Source organism: Marinomonas fungiae, from assembly GCF_001418205.1.
Classification (GTDB): domain Bacteria; phylum Pseudomonadota; class Gammaproteobacteria; order Pseudomonadales; family Marinomonadaceae; genus Marinomonas; species Marinomonas fungiae.
Map to the genome: position 1 here is coordinate 105,996 of NZ_LIQF01000009.1, position 23,563 is coordinate 129,558.

Annotated in this window: 20 protein-coding genes and 2 tRNA genes; 5 read left to right on the forward strand and 17 right to left on the reverse strand. The window is 46.3% G+C overall.

Translation table 11 applies throughout. The features are described 5' to 3' along the window. Nucleotides 1-84: 84 nt before the first annotated feature. Complete coding sequence (locus ASC49_RS13905) at nt 85-975, forward strand: LysR substrate-binding domain-containing protein (RefSeq protein ID WP_055463862.1); 891 nt, start codon at nt 85-87, stop codon at nt 973-975. Between the two features lie 97 nt (nt 976-1,072). Here the strand turns inward: ASC49_RS13905 and gss are convergent, their stop codons facing one another. Further along, nucleotides 1,073-2,959, reverse strand: coding sequence for a bifunctional glutathionylspermidine amidase/synthase (gss, locus tag ASC49_RS13910; RefSeq protein WP_055463863.1), 1,887 nt, complete (start codon nt 2,957-2,959; stop codon nt 1,073-1,075). A 229-nt stretch (nt 2,960-3,188) separates the two neighbouring features. Continuing rightward, a complete protein-coding gene (locus tag ASC49_RS13915; protein WP_055463864.1) occupies nt 3,189-3,404 on the reverse strand; it encodes a VF530 family protein in 216 nt (71 codons plus the stop codon). 808 nt (nt 3,405-4,212) lie between these two features. On the opposite strand from ASC49_RS13915, the gene ASC49_RS13920 reads away from it, so the two are divergent. Further along, nucleotides 4,213-5,430 (forward strand): BCCT family transporter, encoded by a 1,218-nt coding sequence (locus tag ASC49_RS13920; protein WP_055463865.1) that lies wholly within the window; start codon nt 4,213-4,215, stop codon nt 5,428-5,430. Nucleotides 5,431-5,499: 69 nt separating this feature from the next. On the opposite strand, the gene ASC49_RS13925 is transcribed toward ASC49_RS13920, so the two are convergent. Continuing rightward, the gene (locus tag ASC49_RS13925; RefSeq protein ID WP_055463866.1) at nt 5,500-6,519 is read right to left on the reverse strand and encodes an alpha/beta hydrolase family protein; all 1,020 of its coding nucleotides are present in this window, start codon (nt 6,517-6,519) and stop codon (nt 5,500-5,502) included. A gap of 242 nt (nt 6,520-6,761) precedes the next feature. Between ASC49_RS13925 and ASC49_RS13930 the strand changes: the two genes are divergently transcribed. Then, on the forward strand, nt 6,762-8,543 hold the full coding sequence (locus ASC49_RS13930) for a Na/Pi cotransporter family protein (RefSeq protein WP_055463867.1): 1,782 nt from the start codon (nt 6,762-6,764) through the stop codon (nt 8,541-8,543). Nucleotides 8,544-8,755: 212 nt separating this feature from the next. Continuing rightward, nucleotides 8,756-9,565 (forward strand): response regulator, encoded by an 810-nt coding sequence (locus ASC49_RS13935; protein WP_055463868.1) that lies wholly within the window; start codon nt 8,756-8,758, stop codon nt 9,563-9,565. 173 nt (nt 9,566-9,738) lie between these two features. On the opposite strand, the gene ASC49_RS13940 is transcribed toward ASC49_RS13935, so the two are convergent. Beyond that, the gene (locus ASC49_RS13940; protein ID WP_055463869.1) at nt 9,739-10,185 is read right to left on the reverse strand and encodes an RDD family protein; all 447 of its coding nucleotides are present in this window, start codon (nt 10,183-10,185) and stop codon (nt 9,739-9,741) included. A 488-nt stretch (nt 10,186-10,673) separates the two neighbouring features. On the opposite strand from ASC49_RS13940, the gene ASC49_RS19795 reads away from it, so the two are divergent. Continuing rightward, nucleotides 10,674-10,832, forward strand: a complete 159-nt coding sequence (locus ASC49_RS19795; protein WP_156085540.1) for a hypothetical protein — start codon at nt 10,674-10,676, stop codon at nt 10,830-10,832. 371 nt (nt 10,833-11,203) lie between these two features. Here ASC49_RS19795 and pnp read toward each other — a convergent pair whose 3' ends face one another. The 13 genes from pnp to folP form a co-directional block, all read right to left on the reverse strand. Then, nucleotides 11,204-13,315, reverse strand: coding sequence for a polyribonucleotide nucleotidyltransferase (gene pnp, locus ASC49_RS13945; RefSeq protein WP_055463870.1), 2,112 nt, complete (start codon nt 13,313-13,315; stop codon nt 11,204-11,206). 183 nt (nt 13,316-13,498) lie between these two features. Next, nucleotides 13,499-13,768 (reverse strand): 30S ribosomal protein S15, encoded by a 270-nt coding sequence (gene rpsO / locus ASC49_RS13950; protein WP_055463871.1) that lies wholly within the window; start codon nt 13,766-13,768, stop codon nt 13,499-13,501. A gap of 86 nt (nt 13,769-13,854) precedes the next feature. Then, nucleotides 13,855-14,784, reverse strand: coding sequence for a tRNA pseudouridine(55) synthase TruB (gene truB, locus ASC49_RS13955; RefSeq protein ID WP_055463872.1), 930 nt, complete (start codon nt 14,782-14,784; stop codon nt 13,855-13,857). 9 nt (nt 14,785-14,793) lie between these two features. Then, a complete protein-coding gene (rbfA, locus tag ASC49_RS13960) occupies nt 14,794-15,180 on the reverse strand; it encodes a 30S ribosome-binding factor RbfA (RefSeq protein ID WP_055463873.1) in 387 nt (128 codons plus the stop codon). A gap of 14 nt (nt 15,181-15,194) precedes the next feature. Continuing rightward, a complete protein-coding gene (gene infB / locus ASC49_RS13965; RefSeq protein WP_055463874.1) occupies nt 15,195-17,768 on the reverse strand; it encodes a translation initiation factor IF-2 in 2,574 nt (857 codons plus the stop codon). A 25-nt stretch (nt 17,769-17,793) separates the two neighbouring features. Further along, nucleotides 17,794-19,284, reverse strand: a complete 1,491-nt coding sequence (gene nusA / locus ASC49_RS13970) for a transcription termination factor NusA (protein ID WP_055463875.1) — start codon at nt 19,282-19,284, stop codon at nt 17,794-17,796. Between the two features lie 30 nt (nt 19,285-19,314). After that, nucleotides 19,315-19,776: a ribosome maturation factor RimP gene (rimP, locus tag ASC49_RS13975; RefSeq protein WP_055463876.1), complete on the reverse strand. Its 462-nt coding sequence runs from the start codon at nt 19,774-19,776 to the stop codon at nt 19,315-19,317. A 153-nt stretch (nt 19,777-19,929) separates the two neighbouring features. After that, nucleotides 19,930-20,006, reverse strand: a tRNA-Met gene (locus tag ASC49_RS13980). A 45-nt stretch (nt 20,007-20,051) separates the two neighbouring features. Continuing rightward, nucleotides 20,052-20,137 (reverse strand) — tRNA-Leu (locus ASC49_RS13985). Nucleotides 20,138-20,153: 16 nt separating this feature from the next. Next, nucleotides 20,154-20,516, reverse strand: a complete 363-nt coding sequence (secG, locus tag ASC49_RS13990) for a preprotein translocase subunit SecG (RefSeq protein WP_055463877.1) — start codon at nt 20,514-20,516, stop codon at nt 20,154-20,156. 4 nt (nt 20,517-20,520) lie between these two features. Next, on the reverse strand, nt 20,521-21,264 hold the full coding sequence (gene tpiA / locus ASC49_RS13995; protein WP_055463878.1) for a triose-phosphate isomerase: 744 nt from the start codon (nt 21,262-21,264) through the stop codon (nt 20,521-20,523). 78 nt (nt 21,265-21,342) lie between these two features. Next, nucleotides 21,343-22,701 carry a phosphoglucosamine mutase gene (glmM, locus tag ASC49_RS14000; protein WP_055463879.1) on the reverse strand — a complete coding sequence of 453 codons (1,359 nt, stop codon included), beginning with the start codon at nt 22,699-22,701 and terminating at the stop codon, nt 21,343-21,345. After that, nucleotides 22,694-23,533 (reverse strand): dihydropteroate synthase, encoded by an 840-nt coding sequence (gene folP / locus ASC49_RS14005; protein ID WP_055463880.1) that lies wholly within the window; start codon nt 23,531-23,533, stop codon nt 22,694-22,696. The genes glmM and folP overlap by 8 nt, the downstream gene beginning before the upstream one ends. Nucleotides 23,534-23,563 lie beyond the last annotated feature (30 nt).

The window sequence follows — 23,563 nt, forward strand, 5'->3', positions numbered from 1 at the left end:
CATCGTTAAATTTTACTTAACAATGAACTTTATTTTGAAACGACTAATGCCGCTCCTCAAGCTTAACGCATTGACGATACAACCATGCTCAAACTACCTAACTTGAATTGCTTAGTTACCTTCATAAACGCTGCACAGACTTGCAATTTTGCAAAAACAGCAAAGATCTTATGTATTACCCCTGCGGCCGTTAGCCAGCAAATCAAACAACTTGAATCAGTTCTAAATACTTCTTTGTTTGAACGCTCAAAACAGGGAGTAGAACTGACACAAGCTGGCAAGCAATACCTATACTTTGCTAACCAAGCACTGGAAAGTTTACAAAGAGGGCAAGCCTGTATCGACCAATTGAAACAACAGGCTATTTTCACGCTTCATACATTGCCATCGGTAGCAAGTTTATGGCTGATGCCAAAGGTGCTACAAATCATGGAGCAGCACTCGGACTTAGAAATACGTGTCGAAGCTAGCCACGCAATCGTTAACTTCAACTTAAGCCAATGCGACGCTAGCATTAGCTTTGGTAAACAAGATGCTTTATTGCAACACGACTTTTTATTTCAAGATCACGTACAGCTGGTGGCCAGTCCAAAGTTGATGAATGGTATCGAGCCAAGCGATATCAATTCGCTGCTCGAAAAACCTATGATTCACATCGACTGGGGAGATGAAAATCCTTATCTTCCTAACTGGCAAGATTGGCTTAACGCAGCCGGTCAATCTCATCGAAAACCAAATAAAGGCCCACAGTTCAACCTATCGAGTATGGCTATTGACGCCGCAGTACAAGGCAAAGGCTTACTTCTCGGCCAAGGGTTATTTATCCAACACTTGCTAGAATCAGGACAATTGGTGACACTCAGCCCTCTGACACTTCCTTTAGGTAAAGCTTACTACCTCGTTTACCCGAACAGAACGCTATATAAACCAGGGGCTTTAGCGTTAATAGAACAACTCAAAAACCTTGTCCCATAACGCCTAAGCAAAAAATGAAGCAAAACGCTCAATAGCCAAATTCACTTATTTGGAGACAAATGAGCGCCAGATGGTCATATTCCCTAACACGATAAAACTAAATGCGATCAGCAACTCGTAGTGCCATCAAATCACTATCCTTGGTAATCACGAGTGTGGGATCGACACGTACACAGCTTCCTGCAAAATGCCCAGCCACTGAGAAAGTACAAACTTGAGCATTGTATCCCTCGACATTGGGCAACTTCCAAAGCTCTTGATAGATCTGGTCTTGATGAGCAAAGCGCCCTTCCGTCTCTTCCACCAATGCTTGAGAACCATCGAAAAGACTAATATTAAAGCCACAACGTCCCGCAATCGGCTTACTGACATAGCCGTTCTTTTGCAACGTCTCGGTTAGATCAAACGAAGCATTCAACAAATAAGGGTGATTAGGGAACAACTGCCACAGCACCGGCAAAATCGCCTTGTTGCTCGGGATCAAAGTCCACAGTGGCTCATAGACCATCACACCTTGGCGTAATAACACATCCACCAAGCGCGGCGCATGGTCTCGCGGTACATCTGTTTGGTAATCACGCAGTCGCTGCTCATCGTCATCGCATTCAGCGCGAATCTGATCCAATGCCGTTTCCCACGCCCACGTTTTCCAAACCCAGCGAATTTTCTCACCTTCAGGATCGACCACATCACCATCCTTATCCCATGCAAGGCCTTTTACACCCTTAATGATCTTACAGTGAATACCGGCCTTTTCGATGGCACGCTTCATAAAGAGAGCGTGATAATTTTCTTCTAAGTCCGTATCCTGCATGATGTGCAAAACGCCATCGACTTTACTGTTTTTCCATGCATCAATCAGATTGCGCACCAGCTTGGTCGCTGAGCTTTTACCATCATGACATCCATGGTGCTTGGCCCATTTCTCTTGTACCAAACCCGCCTCCATATAACAGGAAGCTGAGTCACAGTTGTACTCATACACCTTGATACCACGGGACGACATGCTGAAATCAAAGCGTCCTGTGATCATCTGGTTTCTACGGTTGTCCCAAGATTGATGAATCTTTGGCCAGATAGATGGTGGAATATTAAAGTGTGTCAATAACGCTTCATTTTGCAAAACATAGTTTGTGGCATGCATAAACAAGGCATGTAATTCATTTGTGGCTCGTTTTAATACGCGTTCTGCAGCTTGCGACATCACCATATATTTATGCTCATCTTCAGGAAGCGTAGCAAGCTTATGTCCGCCCATCATGGCGACATACGCTTCCTCTTCAGGATTGGCAACATTCAACCAAGACGCGCGTAACGATTGCCCTTTGCCTGACACATGTCGTAACGCTAACTCAAATAACTGAGGATCTTCAGGCTCGATCACTTCGGAGTATTGATCATCATCGGTCTGTATGACCCAGCCTAAAATGGACGCATCGCCAAATGAGCACTCTAACCAGTAACCACCATCTTCGCTGATGCGCGCGTGTAATTCACGTGAGTAATTTTGCCCTTCTGGCCAGACTTTATGGCCTACGTTTTGCTCTACAATACGCAAACGATCAGGGTAGACCTCAGATACCACAGCCACATGACCAGTGATTTCGAACTCCCCACCTTCACTCCAAATTAACAAAGCCCCAACTTCTGGATGACGCAGGGAACCATTCAGAAACGATTTCAATGGTAAGCGACGTTCATCCGCTATCACCCGTACCGAGTTTAATTGGAAAATATCATAGGCCATGGCAACGTCATCAAAGACGTAACCTTTGTTAAGATACAACCAGCGCCGTGCAAACTCGACACACTGCCATTTATGCCCCATGTAGACCCCGTCCACATAGCTGCGATAAGCATGACGATTGGGAAACTCTGTTTCGTCCACCGAATCATAATCAGACGAATAGACAGGCACACCACCTAGAGCCATGCCCAAAAGTGTACCGAATGTTGCCACTGAAGCGGTTGTATCAGATGTCATAAATGTCCTCAGAAAAGAACAATAAAAGCACAGAAAGTGCGAGAAAGGATAAGACACAGCTCTGTGCCTTTAATGGGAATATAGGGTAAGGAAACCAGCTCAGCAATCCTTGATCAGGGGATTGGCGAAACTTCTTATTATTTGAAGAAATGATATGTAAACGAGACACCCTATTCTGATCGACATCACGCTGAGACATCTGGTCGGGTGTTTTGCAAGAAAATACAGGTTAGGAACTAAATGTTTCGATATACAGCGCTTCAACCTTATCTCTCGCCCATTGCGTCTTGCGCAAAAACTTGAGAGCAGATTTGATCGACGGATCATTTGCAAAACAATTGACACGGACGTGGTCATACAAACCATTCCAGCCATAGTGCTCTACTAGGCGCGTTAACACTTTCTCTAATGATAAACCGTGCAAAGGATTGTTGGGCTGACTCATTCAGAATTCCTAAATTACGTAAAAACGCAGTTTATCAGCTTTGAGCATGCTACACACTCAAACGAACTTAGTAGCGCGCCAGTTCCTGAGTGGGGAAACGCTCCCGACGTGGAGCTTAAGACCGGTTTCACCTTTCAAGAAAACAAAAATCACGACCAAAAAATAACCAAAAGCGACACTCCACATAAAAACCCACTCAAACCATGACAAGGATCATACCACCGTTTAAATAGCCCACAGCGATAGGTGATTAATTTAGAAGAAAACGAAAAATAAACAATATAGTGGCTAAAAAACGGTAAATACCGTCCATTTTCGATAAAAATGGCCTATACGCTCAGTCTTGGATAGCCGATATTTTCAATCTCTTTTTAACCAATTTTTTCTCTTCTGATCGCTTCCAAGAGCATTTTATCTTCCTGATCTCAGCAATTCCTCATTCTTAATATTATTGAAATATTTCCATAGTTCTTATAAATTTATTTTTAATTAAACATTTAATTAAAAATAAAAACCCAATAATTAGAAGACCTAAAGCCGTCTAAAGGAACTCGAGCGCCACAGCAGATCATGCCTCTGTCGCTTCGATTAAAGAACGGAAATGCAGAACATTTGCAGTGCTTTAAGTCGGTAAACCGACCAGGAGACATTCGATGCAAGCGATACAATATGACCACATTGTTGCTGATAGAAACTCTGTTAGTGATGTGCCTTCCAAGCAGTTAGCTAACACCGAGCCTAGCAACAAGCTGTGGCTGACAAGCAGCCCTTTAACGAGCAGTAAAGTGCTTAGACACGAGGTGACGGTATGAACATCCTACTATCGTCCGGTCTAATCTTCTCTTTCATCGCCATCGCGGTGATTCTATTTAAGTGGTGGGACGTCAAATGTATTGGAGTCACCCCCGTAAATACTCTGACCTTTATCGCGATTCTGTTTACCTCAGGGTTGGATGTGGGTTTGATCATGTTTCCACTGACAGAGTTTGCAGGCTATGCAAATCTCGTCGAGAGTCCTGAGTACAGTTTTGCCAACCCCTTAGCAATCGAGTTTGGCTTCTGGGCGTTCTTGATCTGGGGCTTCTACTTCCTGACCTGCTTCTACTTCTGCATCATCGAACCACGCGTGAAATTCTTTGAAATCCCTTTAGTCAAACTGATCAATAATGTGGTGATCATCGGTACCTGTGCGTTTACCGCCTGTCTATTACTGATTAACTTACCTTGGTATATGCCACAAATTGGTGATGGTGAATCAGTGGTGCCAGCCTTCTACTTGATCGTTCTCGCCTCTATCGCACTAGCGGTGTATTCAAGCAGCAGTATGAAACTTCTGCGATTGCTTAGCTTAGGTTCCAGTATTCTGTTCATTGCTCTGATCGCTATTATGTGGTTCCGAGCTTTTATGATGGACAACGGCAATCCTGCGGACTTCTTAAATAAAGCGGGCTTAATCGGAGAGTACTTCACTAACATTCACCAATTCATGCTACCACTGAATGACTACCATGCTTTCTACCTGTTCTGGTGGTTCTCTTGGAGCATCATGATCGGACAATTCACCGCACGTTTTGTCAGCGGCATTCGCACTTGGCAGCTACTATTAGCGATGGTTGTGCTTCCATCTATCGCAATTGGTGTTTGGTTCACCATTCTTTACCACTACCATGTTGAAGGTGTGCAGATTGCTGGCTTTATCAATGCCTTGATGATCATCGTTGGCATCTTGATGGTCGTCAATTCACTGGACTCACTGATTCGATTGTATACCGACAACCTTAACCTGACAGTGGAACGCTTTGGCTTGGTTCCCTATCTAATCGGTAACTTAGTGCTAATGTGTGCCCTAACCTTGCTCTTCCAACTCGACTTCCTTCGCATCGAATGGGTTGGCGCACTGGTGATTGGCCTTTACTTCAGCTGCTTTGGTTACATTATGCTGAAGAAGCGTACCGAAGTGGCCAGCATCGAATGCCCTAGCAAAACCAATACTTTCCAACTAAGGGAAGTCGATGCAACGAACTAGAAGATAAGATTTGGTAAAATCCGGGGCAGATGAATATGAGGACTCATTTTTATCTGCCCCTAGCTCTCTCTAATTACCCCGAATAAAGCGCAATATATCCTGATACATAAATTGATGAAGCTCGTTTCTAGTACGCGCGTTACCATCCAAACAAACAATGCCATCTCCGGGAGCTTCTTCCTCAATCATCTCAACAGCCCCCTCTTTACAAAGCTGCATAAAGCTAAAATGCGCGGCGTCCGGATAGACAAGGTACTCATTGTTATTTTTTGGTAGATATTGTGCGAGGAAACCCGACTCTTCGGACTGCGGAAGATCACCGATATCAACCCCAGCAGCGAGGATTAGCGCGGGCGAAGTCAGCGTCTGTAGACTCTGACGTGACAAGCTTCTCGCCAACCCCAAATCTAACGAGATAACACGCTTAACTCGTTCGTCAGCTAAAGTGCCTGTCGGTTCACCGACTTGCTTATGGTCTAAACCTAGCTCCACCATCAAGCCGCATACTCTAGGGTTACTTTTAAGGCTACATTCTCGCGCTAGTTGTTCGCGATCAAACTCAGCTCCGGCTAATAACATCACCGTCCAACCCCCTAATGAATGCCCAATTGCAGTAACATCCTCGGCATCTGTAGCCTGCCTCAAGTAGGATTCATTGAATAACCAATTCAATAGACGTGACAAATCTTTTGGTCGCTGCCACCACTGGGCAGCAGCTTGAGCAGAATGATCAAACGACGTAGTTCCAGGGTGATCAACAGCCATTACAATAAAGCCATCCTGCGCTAATCGCGTCGCTAGCCAATTCTGATTGCGCCAGTTACCGCGATAACCATGGGACATCACCACCACGGGAAATTTACCAACCATCGGCGTGCCAACTCTTACCACATCAGTCCCTAAGAACGCAGCGTTTTCAGCCACTCGCTCCAACGGAAAATGCGTCTGAGACGGATACCACACACTTGCCTTTAACGGCCGATCGCTATCTGAGAACAGCTGAACTTGATCAAACCCTACCGAATACGCCGACACATTCGACACCCAACACGCCACGACTGACAGAATCAAACACACAAATCGTCTCATGGTTTTATATCCCTTCAAGTGTTTTAAAAAACACCACAATAGGCAGAAAACAGCTAAAAATCGTCCTAGAACAGGATTCAGGACGTGGATATTAGCCAAAAGAGACCAAACAGCTACTCACCTAGCCCCACTTAACTGACAGCACCTTTTGTCTTAACTTGCATCATTCCCAAGTGGTCACTTTGTGATTATTCTTAGGAACCTTTGAAAAAATAATATTTAAAACACAAACGGACACACACATGCTTCAAGGACTCCGGCGCCCCCATTGGCTCGTCTTGCCTGCTCTACTGCTACTCTCTCTTTCTTCGCTAGCCGCCGATGGCAGTGAAGACATAGCCTTTATCTCTATGTCGATTGGGCTGTTAGGCGGGCTCGCACTCTTTTTATTCGGTATGGAAACCATGTCGGATGCGTTGAAACGGGTTGCCGGTACCAAGGTCAAAAACCTGTTAGGGAAACTCACCACCAACCGTTTCAGTGGCATGCTCAGCGGCGCTGGGCTCACTGCGGTGATTCAATCCTCTTCAGTCACCACAGTACTGGTGGTCGGTTTTATTTCCGCGGGTTTAATGTCGTTGCCGCAAGCCGTTGGCGTCATTATGGGCGCCAATATTGGCACCACGATGACCGCTCAAATCATCGCTTTTAAAGTTACCAAAGCCGCCCTAGGGATGATAGGGATTGGCTTTATGATGTTTTTTGCTTCCAAAAAAGAAAGCATACAGCACTACGGCAATATGATTTTTGGCCTTGGCTTGATCTTCCTCGGTATGAATTTGATGAGTGATGCCATGGCACCATTGCGTAGCTATGAGCCATTTATCAATCTAATGACACAAATGGACAATGCCTTATTAGCCATCCTAATTGCTGCTCTGTTTACCGCACTGGTGCAATCCTCTTCGGCCACCACGGGGATTGTGATTGTCATGGCAGCCCAAGGCTTTATTCCCCTAGAAACGGGTATTGCCTTATCTATGGGCGCGAATATTGGTACCTGCGTGACGGCTATTTTGGCCGCCATAGGTAAAGGTCGTGAAGCGCTGCAAACCTCCACCGTACACGTATTGTTTAACGTGATCGGGGTGATTATTTGGTTGCCTCTGATCAGCTACTTGGGACAAGGCAGTATCGCCATTTCACCGACGCATCCAGAGCTTGACGGCATTGAGCGTCTTGCCGCGGAGATTCCACGCCAAATAGCCAACGCCAATACCCTCTTTAACGTGCTCAACACCGCGATTATGTTGCCGTTTGCTGGAGCGTTTGTCTGGGCCGTGCGCAAATTGATCCCGCCAACACCAACCGATAAAAATGCCGCAACGCCCATCACACCTCAGTATATCAATGACGATTTTCTGGCCACGCCTGACATTGCTCTTGAACAAACCCAATTGGAAGTGGCCCGCCTTGGCCGCCGCGTCTGTCGCATGCTATCGCAACTGCCTCCTTTGGCACCCAACGCCAAAACACCAGCGCAGTTAGCACAAGTCCGCGCCACCTTTAAAGACATTGAAGCCATCGAAGAAGAAGTGGATCAACTGCACGTCGCCATCTTGATTCATCTCGGGAAACTGCGCCGCGGCCCGCTTTCTGCCGAGCAAAGCACAAGGCAAATAACCTTGGTGGGCATGACTGATCACTTGGAAAACATCGCCGACTTGGTCATCCACGGCCTGCTCCCCTTGTCCAATAAAGCACTTAATGACCAGCTCACCGTCAGCGCCACCATGCGCCAAACCTTGGATACCATTCAAGACATGGTGAATAGCCTGCTGTTGGATTGCGTGAATGGTATTCGTCGTAATGAGCCAGAACTGGCCCGACGGGCGGTGGAAGCAAAACAAGAGCTCTACACGCTATTGGATGCGGTATTGGCGCATCAAGCGCTGCATTTATCGGATGACCAGCCTAACCGCCTACGCGTGTTCCGCTATGAAATGGAATGGGCGCATATTTTGAAGAATATCTACGCCATGACCGATCGTATTGCCAAGATGCAGTTAAGTGAAAGTGTGTAAGTTAGAAATAACTCTAAACTAGCTTGGTTCATCTCATGTACTAAAAGAGCTCAATCAGGGTTAGCTTTACGTTTTAATAAAAATATTCAGCTTCTTTATTAATTAGATTTGATGGAATTAGAAAATATATATATAAAACAATAACTTGAAACGTCTACTTTTTTTTGCATATTGTTTCAACAAAGTGCAAAGATGGATGCTATGTGAGACAAATGAAAGACTTAACTTTTTTAGTCGTGGATGATTCGCAAACAGTTCGTAGTTTAGTAAAAACGGCTATATTTACTCAATTTGGCTCAAATCGAATTTTTACTGCCAGTAACGGCGTTCAAGCTAAAGATATTCTCTTGTCCAAAGAAGTGGATGTGATTATTTCCGATTGGGAAATGCCGAAGATGAGTGGGCAAGAGCTTTTAGCTTTCGTGAAAAAGTCCAAAAAGCTCAGTAAAATACCATTTATCATGATGACGACACGAGGCGGCAAAGAGTCGGTTCTAGAAGCGATACAAAATGGTGTAAGTCATTATGTGGTTAAACCGTTTACAACGGAAAAGCTTGAGGACGCTATTCGTCGCTCATGGACATCCTCTCGTAAACGAAAAGAAATGCGCTATGCTGGATTACCGCAACATATTTTGAAAATTGCCACACCCGAGCAAATGCTGGATGGCAGAATTCAAAACATTAGTCGATCAGGGGCTCTATTGGATTTACCATTCCACTCTGCTCTCGCACTATTTTCCAATATTAGAATGCACATCAGCATACCACTCAATGACAATGATACCATTCAGCTGTTCAATCTGGCTGGGCGTATCATTCGTATCTCAGCGCATGACGCTTCAGACCCAAACAATAAAAACTGCTCTATCGCATTAATTTTTGACTATGAAAAATGCGAACAGAAAACCAAAGATAGCCTTAATTATCTAATTGATTTCCTAAGCTCCAATCTCCCCAAACTGGTCAAGGAGGCTACACTAAAGTCATCCATGTGTGACAACTTCACGGGCATCAGTTAATGAATCGACCAGCCTGAAAATATATCGATCTGGAGTCTAATAGAGCTTTAAAGATAGTTCTAGTGAGGACTAGCGTATTTTGGGGAGTTGGATAAAACTGAGTAATCAATCACTGTGTAGATGAGTTGCTTGTTAAAACCTTAACTATGATCGAACTCTTCGTTTTCAACATATTAATGCTTTGGACGAATCACGACCGTTCCAGCAATCTTGTCATGCCAACCTTGCTTTTTACCATCCCAAGCAACCCAGAAAAAACCTAAGCCAAACGGGATAGCCGATATAAAGTAAGCTAAATAGCGAATAATGGCTTGTTTCGTAGAAAGCTTCGCACCAGTTTTGGAATCAAGCACCATAGCCTTGATCACCATTTTACCTGGCGTCGCCGATTTATAGATCCAAAATAAAATGGTGGCGATTAATGGCATGACATAAGAAATAATAAAATCACCTCCCATTAGCCACGAATCAGAATGCTGTGCTTCATCGCCATACACTAAAAACAACAATGGAGTCGAGACGCATAAAAGGATAACCGTATCAATCAAAGACGCACCTGTTCTTGCCCAAAAACCAGCATATTGATATGCGCCAAACTTCTCCAACTCTTTCCCACTCATCACTATTCCCTTCCAGTCCATTGTGTCAAAGTATTTTTAACCGCGCGTAGCATAGCAAATAGACAAAAATGACAAAATAATCATTCTTATTTATTTCACCGGTGCTAAAAGCGTTAAATTAGCTGCACCCTAGCACTGGTTGGCCTAATAAGGGTCATTAGCAAAACAGTTCACGCGAAAGCGATCGTAAAGACCATTTCAGCTCTAGTGCTCGAATAAGCGCGTCATAATGACAGGCCGTGTAATGGGTTATTGGGTAGGTGCTGGTGGCAGTTTTTAGCTGGATCTAATTGCTCTCAAGTGAGAAAAGCCAGCTCAGATACGGCTGACTTGATTTTGAGAGTGGAGTGAACAATCACTTTTTAGATGAATGACTTGCTAAACTATAATGTGACAAGCACTTGAGATCGGAGACTAAATTTCATCCGCCCCTGAGGTAACGGGCGGTAGAAGCAAAACATGAGCTCTACACGTTATTGGATGCCGTATTGGCGCACCAATCGCAGCATTTGTCCGGTGACAAGCCTCATTGTCTGCGTCTGTTCCGCTACGAAATGGAATGGGCGCATATTTTGAAGAATATCTACGCCATGACCGACCGTATTGCCAAGATACAGTTGGATAGGGGTGATGGGGATTTGGCTTAAGGGGTCAGATTCCTTCTAAAGCAATATCGTTGGCCATTGCCTACGAATCTATACTTGTAAGGAATCTGACCCCTTTATTGATGATAGATCCATTCCCGCGGGAACCGCGGTCCTACAAAAACTGCGACTCACTTCAGAAATGCAATATCTATCGCTGAGTACAATCGGCTCGTACAAAGGTCGGGAATAAGGTCAGGCAGGGAATGGCTGCTATCACTTAAGGGGTCAGATCCCTTCTGCACCGATATCGTTGGCAACTACCTACGAATCTATACTTGTAAGGGATCTGACCCCTTTGCAACATAAATCGCCGGCAATAAAAAAGGAGCACCGAGGTGCTCCTTTTTAGGATCTAACCAGAAGTTAGGAGATTAGCCAGCTACGAATGCTGCTTTTTCTTCTTCAGTCACTTCTTTGATAGAAAGCTTGATACGACCGCGTGCGTCTACGTCTAGGACTTTAACGATTACGTCTTGGCCTTCTTGTAGTACGTCAGCGACTGCACGGATGCGCTCTTCAGCGATCTGAGAGATGTGTACTAGGCCGTCTTTGCCTGGAAGGATGTTCACGAATGCACCGAATTCCGCTAGGCGAACGACTTTACCTTGGTAAAGTTTGTCGACTTCTGCTTCTGCAGTGATTTCGTGGATACGTAGCATCGCTGCGTCAGATGATGTTTTATCTGGAGCGTAGATACGTACTGTACCATCGTCGTCTAGGTCGATAGAAGCGCCTGTGTCTTCAGTGATAGAGCGGATTGTTGCGCCGCCTTTACCGATAACTTCACGGATCTTCTCAGGATCGATCTTGAATGTCGCCATAGATGGTGCATTCGGAGATACTTCTGGACGAGCGTAGCCAATGACTTGAGCCATTTCACGTAGGATGTGCTTACGTGCTTCCATCGCTTGAGTTAGGGCGATGTCCATGATCTCTTCGTTGATACCTTCGATCTTGATGTCCATCTGTAGCGCTGTGATACCTTCTTCAGTACCCGCTACTTTGAAGTCCATGTCGCCTAGGTGGTCTTCGTCACCTAGGATGTCAGTTAGGACTGCGAAGCCGTCGTCTTCTTTTACAAGACCCATTGCGATACCCGCAACTGGTGCTTTAAGAGGAACGCCTGCGTCCATCATAGATAGAGACGCACCACACACAGACGCCATTGAGCTTGAACCATTCGATTCAGTGATCTCAGATACCACGCGGATTGTGTATGGGAATTCGTCTTCAGAAGGAAGAACAGCCTGTACACCACGACGTGCTAGACGACCGTGACCGATTTCACGACGACCGACTCCGCCCATACGACCACACTCACCTACAGAGTAAGGAGGGAAGTTGTAGTGCAGCATGAAGCTGTCTTTCGATTCGCCCGCTAGACCGTCAGCGATCTGAGCGTCACGGCTTGTACCTAGTGTACAAGTTGCGATCGCTTGTGTTTCACCACGTGTGAACAAAGCAGAACCGTGAGTTTTCTTCAACATGCCCACTTCAACAGCGATTGGACGAACAGTGCTGTTGTCACGACCGTCGATACGTGGCTTGCCGTCGATTACGCGACGACGCACGATGTTTTTCTCAAGCTTACCGAAAGCACCGGCTACGTCAGCTTCAGAGAAAGCACCTTCTTCTGTTACTAGCGCTTCGATCGCTGCGGCGCGAACTTCGCCTAGTTTCGCGTAACGAGCCATCTTGTCAGAGATAGTGTACGCTTCTTCGATTTGCGCTGCGAAGCCTGACGCTACCGCTGCTTTTAGCTCTTCGTTTGTTGCTTCAGGAGCCCAGTCCCAACGTGGTTTGCCAGCTTCAGCTGCAAATTCGTTGATCGCTTGAACCGCCGTTTGCATTTCTTTGTGCGCGTAAAGTACCGCACCTAGCATTTCGTCTTCTGTCAGCTCTTGTGCTTCAGACTCAACCATTAGTACTGCGTCTTTGGTACCCGCTACCACCATGTCTAGTAGAGATTCTGCTAGCTCAGAGTTTAGTGGGTTAAGCATGTAGCCAGACTCATCGTTGAAGCCAACACGAGCTGCACCGATAGGACCGTTGAATGGGATACCTGATACAGCTAGTGCTGCAGAGGTTGCCAGCATTGCAGGGATATCAGCGTCTAGGTTTGTGTTAGTCGACATTACGGTACAAACAACTTGTACTTCGTTCATGAAACCTTTCGGGAACAGTGGACGAATTGGACGGTCGATTAGACGTGACGTTAGGGTTTCTTTTTCAGAAGGACGGCCTTCACGTTTTAGGAAACCACCTGGGATTTTACCAACCGCGTAAGTACGCTCTTGGTAGTGTACAGACAGTGGGAAGAAGTCTTGACCAGCGTTTGCGCTCTTCGCGCCAACCACTGTTGCAAGCACTTGTGCATCGCCCATTGTACATAGAACAGCACCCGTCGCTTGACGTGCGATACGGCCTGTTTCTAGGGTAACTTCTTGATTTCCGTATTGGAAAGTTTTAGTCGTAATACTCACTCGTATTCCTTAACTTATTTTTTTGTAACTTTCTCCCAAAGACAATCTTTAGTAGCCAGTACTCAAATGTATTCTTTACTGCGTCGTTTTGTTGATCGGAGAAAAACACATATGAAGTACAGGCTGTCCCTTGGGAGGCCTATAAAGAAAAAAGGGCCATATGGTTATGGCCCTTTCTCTGTCTTAGCGACGTAGACCTAGCTTTTTGATCAAGCTAGTGTAACGTGCAGCGTCTTTACGCTTTAGGTAGTCCAGCAATTTACGGCGCTGGTTTACCATGCGAATTAGACCGCGACGAGAATGGTGGTCGCCTTTGTGATCTTTGAAGTGACCTTGTAGACCTTCGATGTTCTTAGTTAGCAATGCAACTTGAACTTCTGGTGAACCAGTGTCGCCTTCTTTAACCTGAAACTCTGCAACCAATGCTGCTTTTTGTTCTGCAGACAATGCCATAATCTTTATCTCCAATTAATATGCTATGAATGTGTCCAGGATAGCCGAGCATATTTTCAGTTACCCTAGGGCCGAGTATTCTAGCACTATTTTTTCGCTAACTCACTCGTATTTACCAATCGATGTGGCTTAATTTTGCCTTTTTTCACTTCGCCTAAACCCATGAAAGCGCGTGTGCCTTCTACGTATAGGCGTAGTAATTGACCTTCGTCAAAACCACGTGTGTTGCTTAGTAATCTACCAAACACTATATCTTGGGATTCTTGCACTGACATGACAATCTCCGGTAAATGCAATACGGCGGTATCCGCACCCATTAACTGTTGATCAAGAATGTCTTCGCCCTGTTCAGCCAACGCTTCAAATTCTTCGATGGTAAGCATGTCCGCTGGATCATAGCCTGCGGTTGAGACACGATGTAACGTCTTAAGATGCGCACCACAACCCATGGCTTCACCGATATCTTCACCAATGGTGCGAATATAAGTGCCTTTGGTACAGCTAATGTCCAAAGTCAGAGTGTTTTCACTGCGCTCCAGCACCTCTAAATTTGAGATAAAGACCTTACGGCGTTTACGCTCAATAGTGATGCCTTGACGGGCGTATTCGTACAAAGGCTTACCTTCGTGCTTTAACGCGGAATACATCGGTGGTACTTGCTCGATCTCCCCACGGAAACGATCCAGTAGCGTTTCTAATTCATCATCAGAAAGCTGTGGTACAGTTTCATTAGTCAGGATATCGCCTTCTTTATCGCCTGTGGTGGTACGAATACCCAGTTCAATACAGGTAATGTAACGCTTGTCAGCGTCGAGAAGGAATTGCGAGAATTTGGTGGCTTCGCCAAGACAAAGCGGCAACATGCCAGTGGCAAGTGGGTCAAGTGCCCCCGTATGTCCGGCTTTAGCAGCACGGAACACACGGCGAACTTTTTGTAACGCTTGATTAGAGCTCAGACCCAGAGGTTTGTTTAGTAGCACAACGCCATCAATGGCGCGCCATTGCGTTTTACCCATGGTAAGCGCTTACTCTTCGTTTGAGTCTTGTTTCTGGTCCTTGCGAACAGCTTCGTCAATCAACGCAGACATGCGTGCACCGTTTACTACGCTGTTGTCGTAGTGGAAACGTAGGTGCGGCATGATGCGCAGTTTCACTTCTTTCGCAAGGCGAGAACGCAGGAAGTTTTTTGCACTTTCCAGTGCCGCTTGGTTTTCTGCCAAACGTTCCGCATTGTCATCTAACCCAAGCACGGTGTAGTACACATCCGCATAGCCTAGGTCTTTTGCAACACGCACTTCGTTGATCGTTACCATACCAAGACGTGGGTCTTTCACTTCAAATTGTATTAGGGATGCCAGCTCCTTTTGGAGCTGGTCACCGATACGACTAGTACGACTAAATTCGCCTGCCATTGTGTATCCCTGTATTAAAGTGTACGAGCGACTTCGATAGTCTTGAAGACCTCGATCTTATCGCCTTCTTTCACGTCGTTGTAGTTCTTCACGCCGATACCACATTCCATACCTTGACGGACTTCGTTAACAGCGTCTTTGAAACGACGTAGAGATTCTAGTTCACCTTCGAAAATTACCACGTTGTCACGTAGGACACGGATTTTCTCGTTACGGTAAACCGTACCCTCAAGCACCATACAACCCGCTACCAGACCGAACTTAGGTGAACGGAATACGTCACGTACTTCTGCTGTACCAACGATTTCTTCACGTAGATCTGGTGTCAACATGCCTGATAGGGCTTGTTTCACATCGTCGATGATGTTGTAGATAACGCTGTAGTAACGTAGGTCTACGTTTTCACGCTCGATGAACTGCTTCGCTGAGCTGTCCGCACGTACGTTGAAGCCGAAGATTACCGCGTTTGAAGCAAGCGCTAGGGTCGCGTCAGTTTCAGTGATACCACCTACACCGCTTGATACTACGTTTACTTTTACTTCGTCAGTACTTAGGTCAGTCAAAGACTTGATCAGAGCTTCCAACGAACCACGAACGTCGGCTTTCAATACGATGTTCAGCGTGCCAACTTCTTCTTGGCCCATGCCAGAGAATAAGTTTTCAAGCTTAGCAGAGTGCTGGCGAGCAAAGCGTACTTCACGGTATTTACCTTGACGGAAGTTCGCTACTTCACGCGCTTTACGCTCGTCTGCTACAACGATGAACTCTTCACCGGCATCTGGTGTGCCGTCAAGACCTAGGATCTCAACTGGGATAGATGGACCAGCAGACTCAACAGCCTTACCATTCTCATCCAACAACGCACGTACACGCCCCATTTGCAGACCCGCTAGTACGATGTCCCCTTTCTTCAGAGTACCGTTCTGTACGAGTACTGTTGCCACAGAACCGCGACCACGATCTAGACGAGATTCAACCACCACACCTTTACCTGGTGCGCTTGGAACCGCTGTCAGTTCAAGTACTTCTGCTTGCAGTAGAACCGCTTCTAGAAGCTCGTCGATACCTTCACCAGATTTCGCCGATACGCCTACGAATTGAACGTCACCGCCCCATTCTTCTGGCACAACTTCTTGTGCTACCAACTCGTTTTTCACTTTGTCGATATCAGCAGATTCTTTATCGATCTTAGTCATGGCAACAACAATTGGAACGCCCGCTGCACGAGAGTGCTGGATCGCTTCAATCGTCTGAGGCATTACGCCGTCGTCTGCCGCACACACTAGGATTACGATATCCGTTGCTTGCGCACCACGTGCACGCATCGCCGTGAACGCCGCGTGTCCAGGTGTATCAAGGAAACTCACCATGCCGTGATCAGTTTCTACGTGGTAAGCACCGATGTGCTGCGTGATACCACCAGACTCGCCCGCTGCTACGCGTGTAGTACGGATGTAGTCAAGTAGCGACGTTTTACCGTGGTCAACGTGGCCCATTACGGTCACAACTGGCGCACGTTTAACCGCCTCACCTTCATAATCGATAGAGTCGATCATGTCGTTTTCTAAGGCATTTTCGTCAATGAATTTAACTTTGTGACCCATTTCTTCAACGACTAGCGTTGCTGTGTCACGGTCAATTGTTTGGTTAATGGTCGCCATAGCGCCCATCTTAAACATCACCTTGATCACTTCTGCAGCTTTAATGGCCATTTTGTCAGCCAGTTCCGCTACCGTGATGCTTTCAGGAATCGCTACTTCATGAATCATTGGCGCAGTTGGTTTTTGGAAACCATGCTCTTGCTTCGAAGGCTTCTTCAGCTTACGTTTGCCGCCGCGACGAGAAAACTCGTCATCATCATTCAAAGAAATACGGCCTGTGCGTTTTTGATCAGCACGGCCACGTGGCTTGTCTTTTTCACGATCGTTTTGCTTAGGTGCAGCTTTTTTACCTTTCGGCGCTGGTCCGCTTTTGACTTCGCCAGCTGCTTGAGAAACCTTACGATTGGTTTTGGTCTCTTTAGAATTATCCACGAGTTGTTCCGCTCCCATATCGGAGTCGTTTGGCTCCGTTTGCTTTGCTGCTCGGTCTGCTGCTGCACGCTCTTGTTGTTGGCGTTCAGCTTCTTTACGAGCTAGTTCTTCAGCTTCGGCTTTTGCCTTAGCTGCCTGTTCGGCCTCAAGTTTTGCCGCCTCTTCGCGAGCCTTCTCAGCCTCAATACGTGCTTGCTCTTCTGTCGCGCGTTGCTGTGCCAGCATTTCTTGCTGACGTTTTAGCTCATCTTCGACATCCGTGCGTTTCACGTAAGTGCGTTTTTTCTTAACCGCAACGTTAACTGTTTTATTACCAGCACCAGCAGATAGCGTACTCTTCGTGCGACGCTGAAGGGTAATGCGTTGCTCACCTTCCGTCTCACCCGAGTCGCCATGCTGACGCTTAAGGTAGTTTAACAGTACTTGCTTCTCAACATCAGATACTTCTTGATCCGCGCTCTTATGAGGCAGGCCAGCATCTTTCATCTGAGTTAATAGTTTCTCGACTGGTGTGTTCACCAGTTCGGATAATATCTTAACGGTTTGAACTGTCATTAAGTTCCCCCTTTTTACTCAGATTTTATTCAGATTCAGCAAACCATGGTGCACGCGCGGTCAAAATAAGTGCTGCGGCACGTTCTGCGTCCATTCCATCAATCTCGAGTAATTCATCAACGGATTGTTCTGCTAAATCTTCCATCGTCACGACACCTTTCGATGCAAGAACCAAGGCTAGGTGATTATCCATGCCTTCCATTTCTAGCAAGTCTTGAGCAGGCTTAGCACTTTCCAGCTGCTCTTCCGCTTGCAATGCTTGGTTCAGTAATGATTCTTTTGCACGTGTACGTAACTCGTTTACTAAATCTTCATCAAATCCGTCGATGTCTAACATTTCTTCCATCGGCACGTATGCAACTTCTTCGATTGTTGCAAAGCCTTCTTCAGCTAGCTGAATCGCTAGGTCATCGTCGATTTCCAAAGCCGTCACAAACAAGTCAATCAGCTTCTGTGATTCTTCTTGTTGTTTTGCTTCAGCATCTTCCGCTGTCATCACGTTTAGCGTCCAACCAGTCAATGCTGATGCTAGACGAACGTTTTGACCGTTACGACCAATCGCTTGAGCAAGATTGTCACTCTTCACAGCTACGTCCATAGAGTGAGAGTCTTCATCAATAACGATTGAGTCAACTTCTGCAGGCGCCATGGCGTTGATAACTAGCTGTGCTGGGTTGTCATCCCAAAGCACGATATCCACACGCTCGCCGTTCATTTCATTAGAAACGGCTTGTACACGTGCGCCACGCATACCAACACAAGCACCGATAGGATCGATACGGCGATCGCTGGTCTTAACAGCAATTTTCGCACGTAGACCTGGATCACGGGCAGCGCCGCGAATCTCGATTACTTCCTCTGCGATTTCAGGTACTTCAAGGCGGAACAGTTCCACCATAAATTCTGGTGAAGTACGTGAAAGCACCAACTGTGAACCGCGGTTGTCTTCACGAATTTCCTGTAGCAACGCACGAATACGATCGTTTAGACGGAACGTTTCACGATTGATCAAAGCGTCTTTTGGCAAAGAGGCTTCCGCGTTTTCACCTAAATCGATGATTAGGCTATCACGAGTTACTTTCTTCACTTGACCGTGTACGAGTTTGCCCACTTTATCACTGTACTGAGCAACCATTTTCGCACGCTCTGCTTCACGTACTTTTTGTACGATCACTTGCTTAGCAGTTTGCGCCGCGATACGGCCAAATTCTTCTGATTCGATTTCTTCTTCGTAGATCTCACCCGCAGCGATGTTTAAACCCATTTCTTCCATATCATCAGTCGTTAGTTCTGAATCAGGAGCTGAGTAATCTTCATCCGCTACGATGTCCCACTGACGGTAGGTTTTGTAATCGCCAGTGCGCTGATCAATGGATACACGTACTTTTGCGTCGCCTTCAAAACGTCGTTTTGCAGCGCTTGCTAATGCAGTTTCTACGGCCTCGAAAATCACCTGTTTTGGTACATCTTTTTCGTTGGATACCGCTTCTACTACCAAAAGAATTTCTTTGCTCATCCTTTTAGCCTCTCTCAAAGGTTGAATAAATTAAAACTGAGGAACAATGTTTGCTTTTTCAATCAACTCGATTGGCAGCAAGTACTCTTCGCTATCGACGAGCAGCACCACTTCATCACCTTCAATGCCGGTGAGCTGACCTTTAAATTTGCGGCGACCATCAAACGGCACACGCAAGCGTAATGACACAACAGAACCAATGAATCGTTGGTACTGACTGAGTTCAAATAATGGGCGATCTAGACCAGGTGATGACACCTCTAGATGGTATTCGCCAGAAATAGGGTCTTCTACATCCATGATTGCGCTCACTTGGCGACTTACAGATGCACAATCTTCTACATCAATTCCTTTCTCGGAGTCTGTTTCAATAAATACACGTAGAACAGAATCCTTGCCTTGAGAAATGTATTCGAGCCCCCAAAATTCAAAGCCCAAACCTTCAACAACGGGCCTGATAAGCTCTTCTAATTGTGTGAACTTAGTAGACAAATGCCTTCTCCGATAAAAAGCGTAGAAACAAAAAACGGGCTCAAGGCCCATTTAACAGTAGTTCAGATAGCAAAAAACCCCATATAGGGGCCATCCAAACTATAAGATCTTCTCAGACCTTAATCTTATTATGTGAACACAATAAGACTAGGTTGGTTGCGGGAGCCGGATTTGAACCGACGACCTTCGGGTTATGAGCCCGACGAGCTACCAGACTGCTCCATCCCGCGTCAACGAGAACGCATTCTACTACAACAATGCGTTTTTCTCAAGAATGGTGCCGATGGCCGGACTCGAACCGGCACAGCCGTAGGCCACCACCCCCTCAAGATGGCGTGTCTACCAATTCCACCACATCGGCATTTTTTCGTAGAGAATTACTCTACTGTAGGGATATCCTGGTTCGCTGCAGACTCTTCAGCGCTTGAATCAATCGCTGGCATTTCCACAGTTTCTTCCACTTGTGACGCGCTTGGTACAAAATCCAAACCACCGTTCACAGTTTTTGCCTGCTCGCTAGCGAAAAACGCCAAGCCAAAGCTAGTCAAAAAGAATACCAGAGCAAATACAGCCGTTAGTTTGCCAAAGAAGCTACCGCCGCCCTGACTACCAAATACTGTTTGCGATGCGCCACCACCAAAGGAAGCACCTGCATCAGCACCTTTACCCTGTTGAATCAACACCAACCCGATGATAGCAACAGCTGCTAATACATGAACAACTAAAACTAAAGCTTCCATTTTTCTACTTCGCAGATTCTATGATCGAATTAAATTCTTTAGCATCCAATGATGCGCCCCCAACAAGAGCGCCATCGATATCAGCCTGAGCAAATAGCTCTGCACTATTAGATGCCTTAACACTGCCGCCGTATAAAATAGCGATTTTTTCCGCAATTTCAACCGACTGAGAGGCAATATTATCTCGAATACCTTTATGTACTTCTTGAGCTTGTTCTGACGTTGCCGATTTACCTGTACCGATCGCCCAAACAGGCTCGTAAGCAATCACAACTTTCTCGAACAACTCTACGCCGATTTCATTTAACACTGCATCAACCTGAGCGTTACACACGATTAGAGTGGTACCTGCTTCACGTTGTTCAAGCGTTTCACCGACGCATAAAATTGGCGTTAAGCCAGCCGCGATTGTCGCCGCTACTTTTTTCGCCACCTGAGCATCTGTCTCTGCAAATAAAGCACGACGCTCAGAGTGCCCCAAAATCACATGAGACACGGAGAAGTCTTGCAACATAGACAAGCTCACTTCCCCAGTGTAAGCACCAGATGTGTATTCAGACACGTTTTGTGCAGCCAGTTTAATTGGTGAATCCACTAATTGCTGAGCTACTAACGGCAAATATACGAATGTTGGCGCCACTACTACATCAACGGTATCACAGGCTTTTAGGCCTTTAACCAGTTCAACTACGGACTCAGAAGAGCCATTCATTTTCCAGTTACCTGCGACTATCTTGCGACGTGTCATAGTGATACCCCTAATTTAGAGGCGCCCATTCTAGGCAATTGTCTAGCCTATATCAAGCGCTAATTATTGATTTTTAAGTTAAGAATCAGCCAATTGCTTACTCTTATTGAGTGCAACTTGCTCAACTTCGTTTGCTAAATAGTCAACTAACTCGTCCACCATTTCTTGATCACGGCCTTCGACCATCACACGAATCAGTGGTTCCGTGCCCGAAGCACGCAATAAAACTCGCCCAAGACCGTTTAACTTCTCATTGGCCATGGCAATGGCTTTTTGCAATTCAGGCTCTTCTGCTGGCGCGAAACGCTGAGCAACACGAACGTTTTTTAGCTTTTGCGGGAATTTAATCAGGCCAGACAGCAGCTCATGTAGGGCTTTGCCCTCTTCAATCATGGCCCGTAATACTTGCAGCGCGGCAATAATTCCATCACCTGTCGTGGTGATATCACGGCACACGATATGACCCGATGGCTCACCACCTAACACCCAGCCATGCTGAATCAGTTTCTCGTTAACGTAGCGGTCGCCTACTTTGGCACGACTGAAACCAATGCCGTTTTCAGAAAACGCCAGTTCCAAACCAAAGTTGCTCATCAGTGTACCAACTACGCCACCATTGAAACGCCCTGTATCCATCAAATGGTTAGCAATGATGTACAGCACATCGTCACCATCACAGACTTTACCGAAACGATCTACCAATATCAGGCGGTCACCATCGCCATCTAAGGCAATACCAATATCCGCTTCTTCAGCCAAAACATTTTTGCGCAGCAATTCAGGTTTGGTTGCACCACTGTCTTCGTTAATGTTTAGACCATCAGGGTTCACACCAATCGCAATGACTTCAGCACCCAGCTCGGAGAATACGCGCGGAGCCACGTGATACGTTGCCCCATCGGCACAGTCGACCACAATTTTAAGGCCCGATAGTTGCAGACCTATTGGGAAAGTACCTTTACAGTATTCAATGTAACGCCCCGCCGCATCGTCGATGCGCTTAGCTCGACCGATCAGACTCGAATCCACCACCTGCATTGGTTGATCTAGGTAGTATTCGATTTTCTCCTCCATCTCATCGGACAATTTGCCACCTTGAGCCGAGAAGAATTTAATACCGTTGTCTGTGTAAGGGTTGTGAGAGGCACTGATCACGATGCCCGCACTCGCCCGGAAAGTACGTGTTAGATAAGCAATTGCAGGTGTCGGCATAGGCCCAACAAGGCGCACATCCGCACCCGCCGCCACAATACCTGACTCTAAAGCAGACTCAAACATGTAGCCTGAAATACGCGTATCTTTACCAATCAGGATTTTCTTATCGTGTTCTTTAAAAACTTGGCCAGCAGCCCAGCCCAGCTTGAGCATAAATTCAGGGGTAATCGGCCCTTTGCCCACTTCACCGCGAATACCATCGGTACCAAAATATTTACGCATTACGGCTCTCTTCTATTTGATGCATCACTTTCAGCATATCCACATGTGGCTTCACATCGTGAACACGGAAAATGCGAGCGCCTTTTAGATAGGTCGAAGCATTCGCGCCCATGGTGCCATATAAACGTTCCGACACGGGCACACCAAGAATGTCTCCGATCATAGTTTTACGAGACACTCCAATCAGCACTTCATGACCTAAATTCAACAGGCGCTCTGTGTGTTTAAGTAGGGTCGTATTATGAACTAGGGTTTTGCCAAAGCCGATACCTGGATCCAAGATAATATTATCTTTTTCGATGCCGGCCCCAACACAAGCGTCAATGCGAGCCAAAAGATACTGCTCAACATCACCAATTAAATCCTCGTAGGAGGGGGCATCTTGCATGTTTTGCGGCGTCCCACGCATATGCATGAGACAAACAGGCAGCCCAGTAGCCGCTGCAGCGGCCAAAGCACCATCACGCTCCAGCGCCCGCACATCATTGATAAACCCTGCACCCAACTTAGCAGAACCAGTGATTACTGATGGTGTACTGGTGTCCACTGAAACAATGGTGTCAAAGCGCTGTTTGATGGCTTCCACAACAGGCAAAACTCGATCTAACTCCTCTTGCTCACCGACCACTGCAGCGCCAGGTCGAGTAGATTCACCGCCGACGTCGATAAAGTCAGCGCCGTCTTCAATCATGCGCTCCACTTGGCGCAAAGCAGCATCTAAATTGTTGTGTTGACCACCATCAGAAAAAGAATCCGGGGTTACGTTGAGAATCCCCATAACGCGAGGAAGCGATAAGTCTAATGACTTATCGCCAAATACCATTACCGACATCGATTTATTCACTTACTTTAGAAACAAGCT

What these genes read in the sequence shown, in the direction of transcription:
- ASC49_RS13905 (WP_055463862.1), top strand. Translation starts at nt 85, where the DNA reads ATGCTCAAACTACCTAACTTGAATTGCTTAGTTACCTTCATAAACGCT.
- gss (WP_055463863.1), bottom strand. Translation starts at nt 2,959, where the DNA reads ATGACATCTGATACAACCGCTTCAGTGGCAACATTCGGTACACTTTTG.
- ASC49_RS13915 (WP_055463864.1), bottom strand. Translation starts at nt 3,404, where the DNA reads ATGAGTCAGCCCAACAATCCTTTGCACGGTTTATCATTAGAGAAAGTG.
- ASC49_RS13920 (WP_055463865.1), top strand. Translation starts at nt 4,213, where the DNA reads ATGAACATCCTACTATCGTCCGGTCTAATCTTCTCTTTCATCGCCATC.
- ASC49_RS13925 (WP_055463866.1), bottom strand. Translation starts at nt 6,519, where the DNA reads ATGAGACGATTTGTGTGTTTGATTCTGTCAGTCGTGGCGTGTTGGGTG.
- ASC49_RS13930 (WP_055463867.1), top strand. Translation starts at nt 6,762, where the DNA reads ATGCTTCAAGGACTCCGGCGCCCCCATTGGCTCGTCTTGCCTGCTCTA.
- ASC49_RS13935 (WP_055463868.1), top strand. Translation starts at nt 8,756, where the DNA reads ATGAAAGACTTAACTTTTTTAGTCGTGGATGATTCGCAAACAGTTCGT.
- ASC49_RS13940 (WP_055463869.1), bottom strand. Translation starts at nt 10,185, where the DNA reads ATGAGTGGGAAAGAGTTGGAGAAGTTTGGCGCATATCAATATGCTGGT.
- rpsO (WP_055463871.1), bottom strand. Translation starts at nt 13,768, where the DNA reads ATGGCATTGTCTGCAGAACAAAAAGCAGCATTGGTTGCAGAGTTTCAG.
- truB (WP_055463872.1), bottom strand. Translation starts at nt 14,784, where the DNA reads ATGGGTAAAACGCAATGGCGCGCCATTGATGGCGTTGTGCTACTAAAC.
- rbfA (WP_055463873.1), bottom strand. Translation starts at nt 15,180, where the DNA reads ATGGCAGGCGAATTTAGTCGTACTAGTCGTATCGGTGACCAGCTCCAA.
- infB (WP_055463874.1), bottom strand. Translation starts at nt 17,768, where the DNA reads ATGACAGTTCAAACCGTTAAGATATTATCCGAACTGGTGAACACACCA.
- nusA (WP_055463875.1), bottom strand. Translation starts at nt 19,284, where the DNA reads ATGAGCAAAGAAATTCTTTTGGTAGTAGAAGCGGTATCCAACGAAAAA.
- secG (WP_055463877.1), bottom strand. Translation starts at nt 20,516, where the DNA reads ATGGAAGCTTTAGTTTTAGTTGTTCATGTATTAGCAGCTGTTGCTATC.
- tpiA (WP_055463878.1), bottom strand. Translation starts at nt 21,264, where the DNA reads ATGACACGTCGCAAGATAGTCGCAGGTAACTGGAAAATGAATGGCTCT.
- glmM (WP_055463879.1), bottom strand. Translation starts at nt 22,701, where the DNA reads ATGCGTAAATATTTTGGTACCGATGGTATTCGCGGTGAAGTGGGCAAA.
- folP (WP_055463880.1), bottom strand. Translation starts at nt 23,533, where the DNA reads ATGTCGGTAATGGTATTTGGCGATAAGTCATTAGACTTATCGCTTCCT.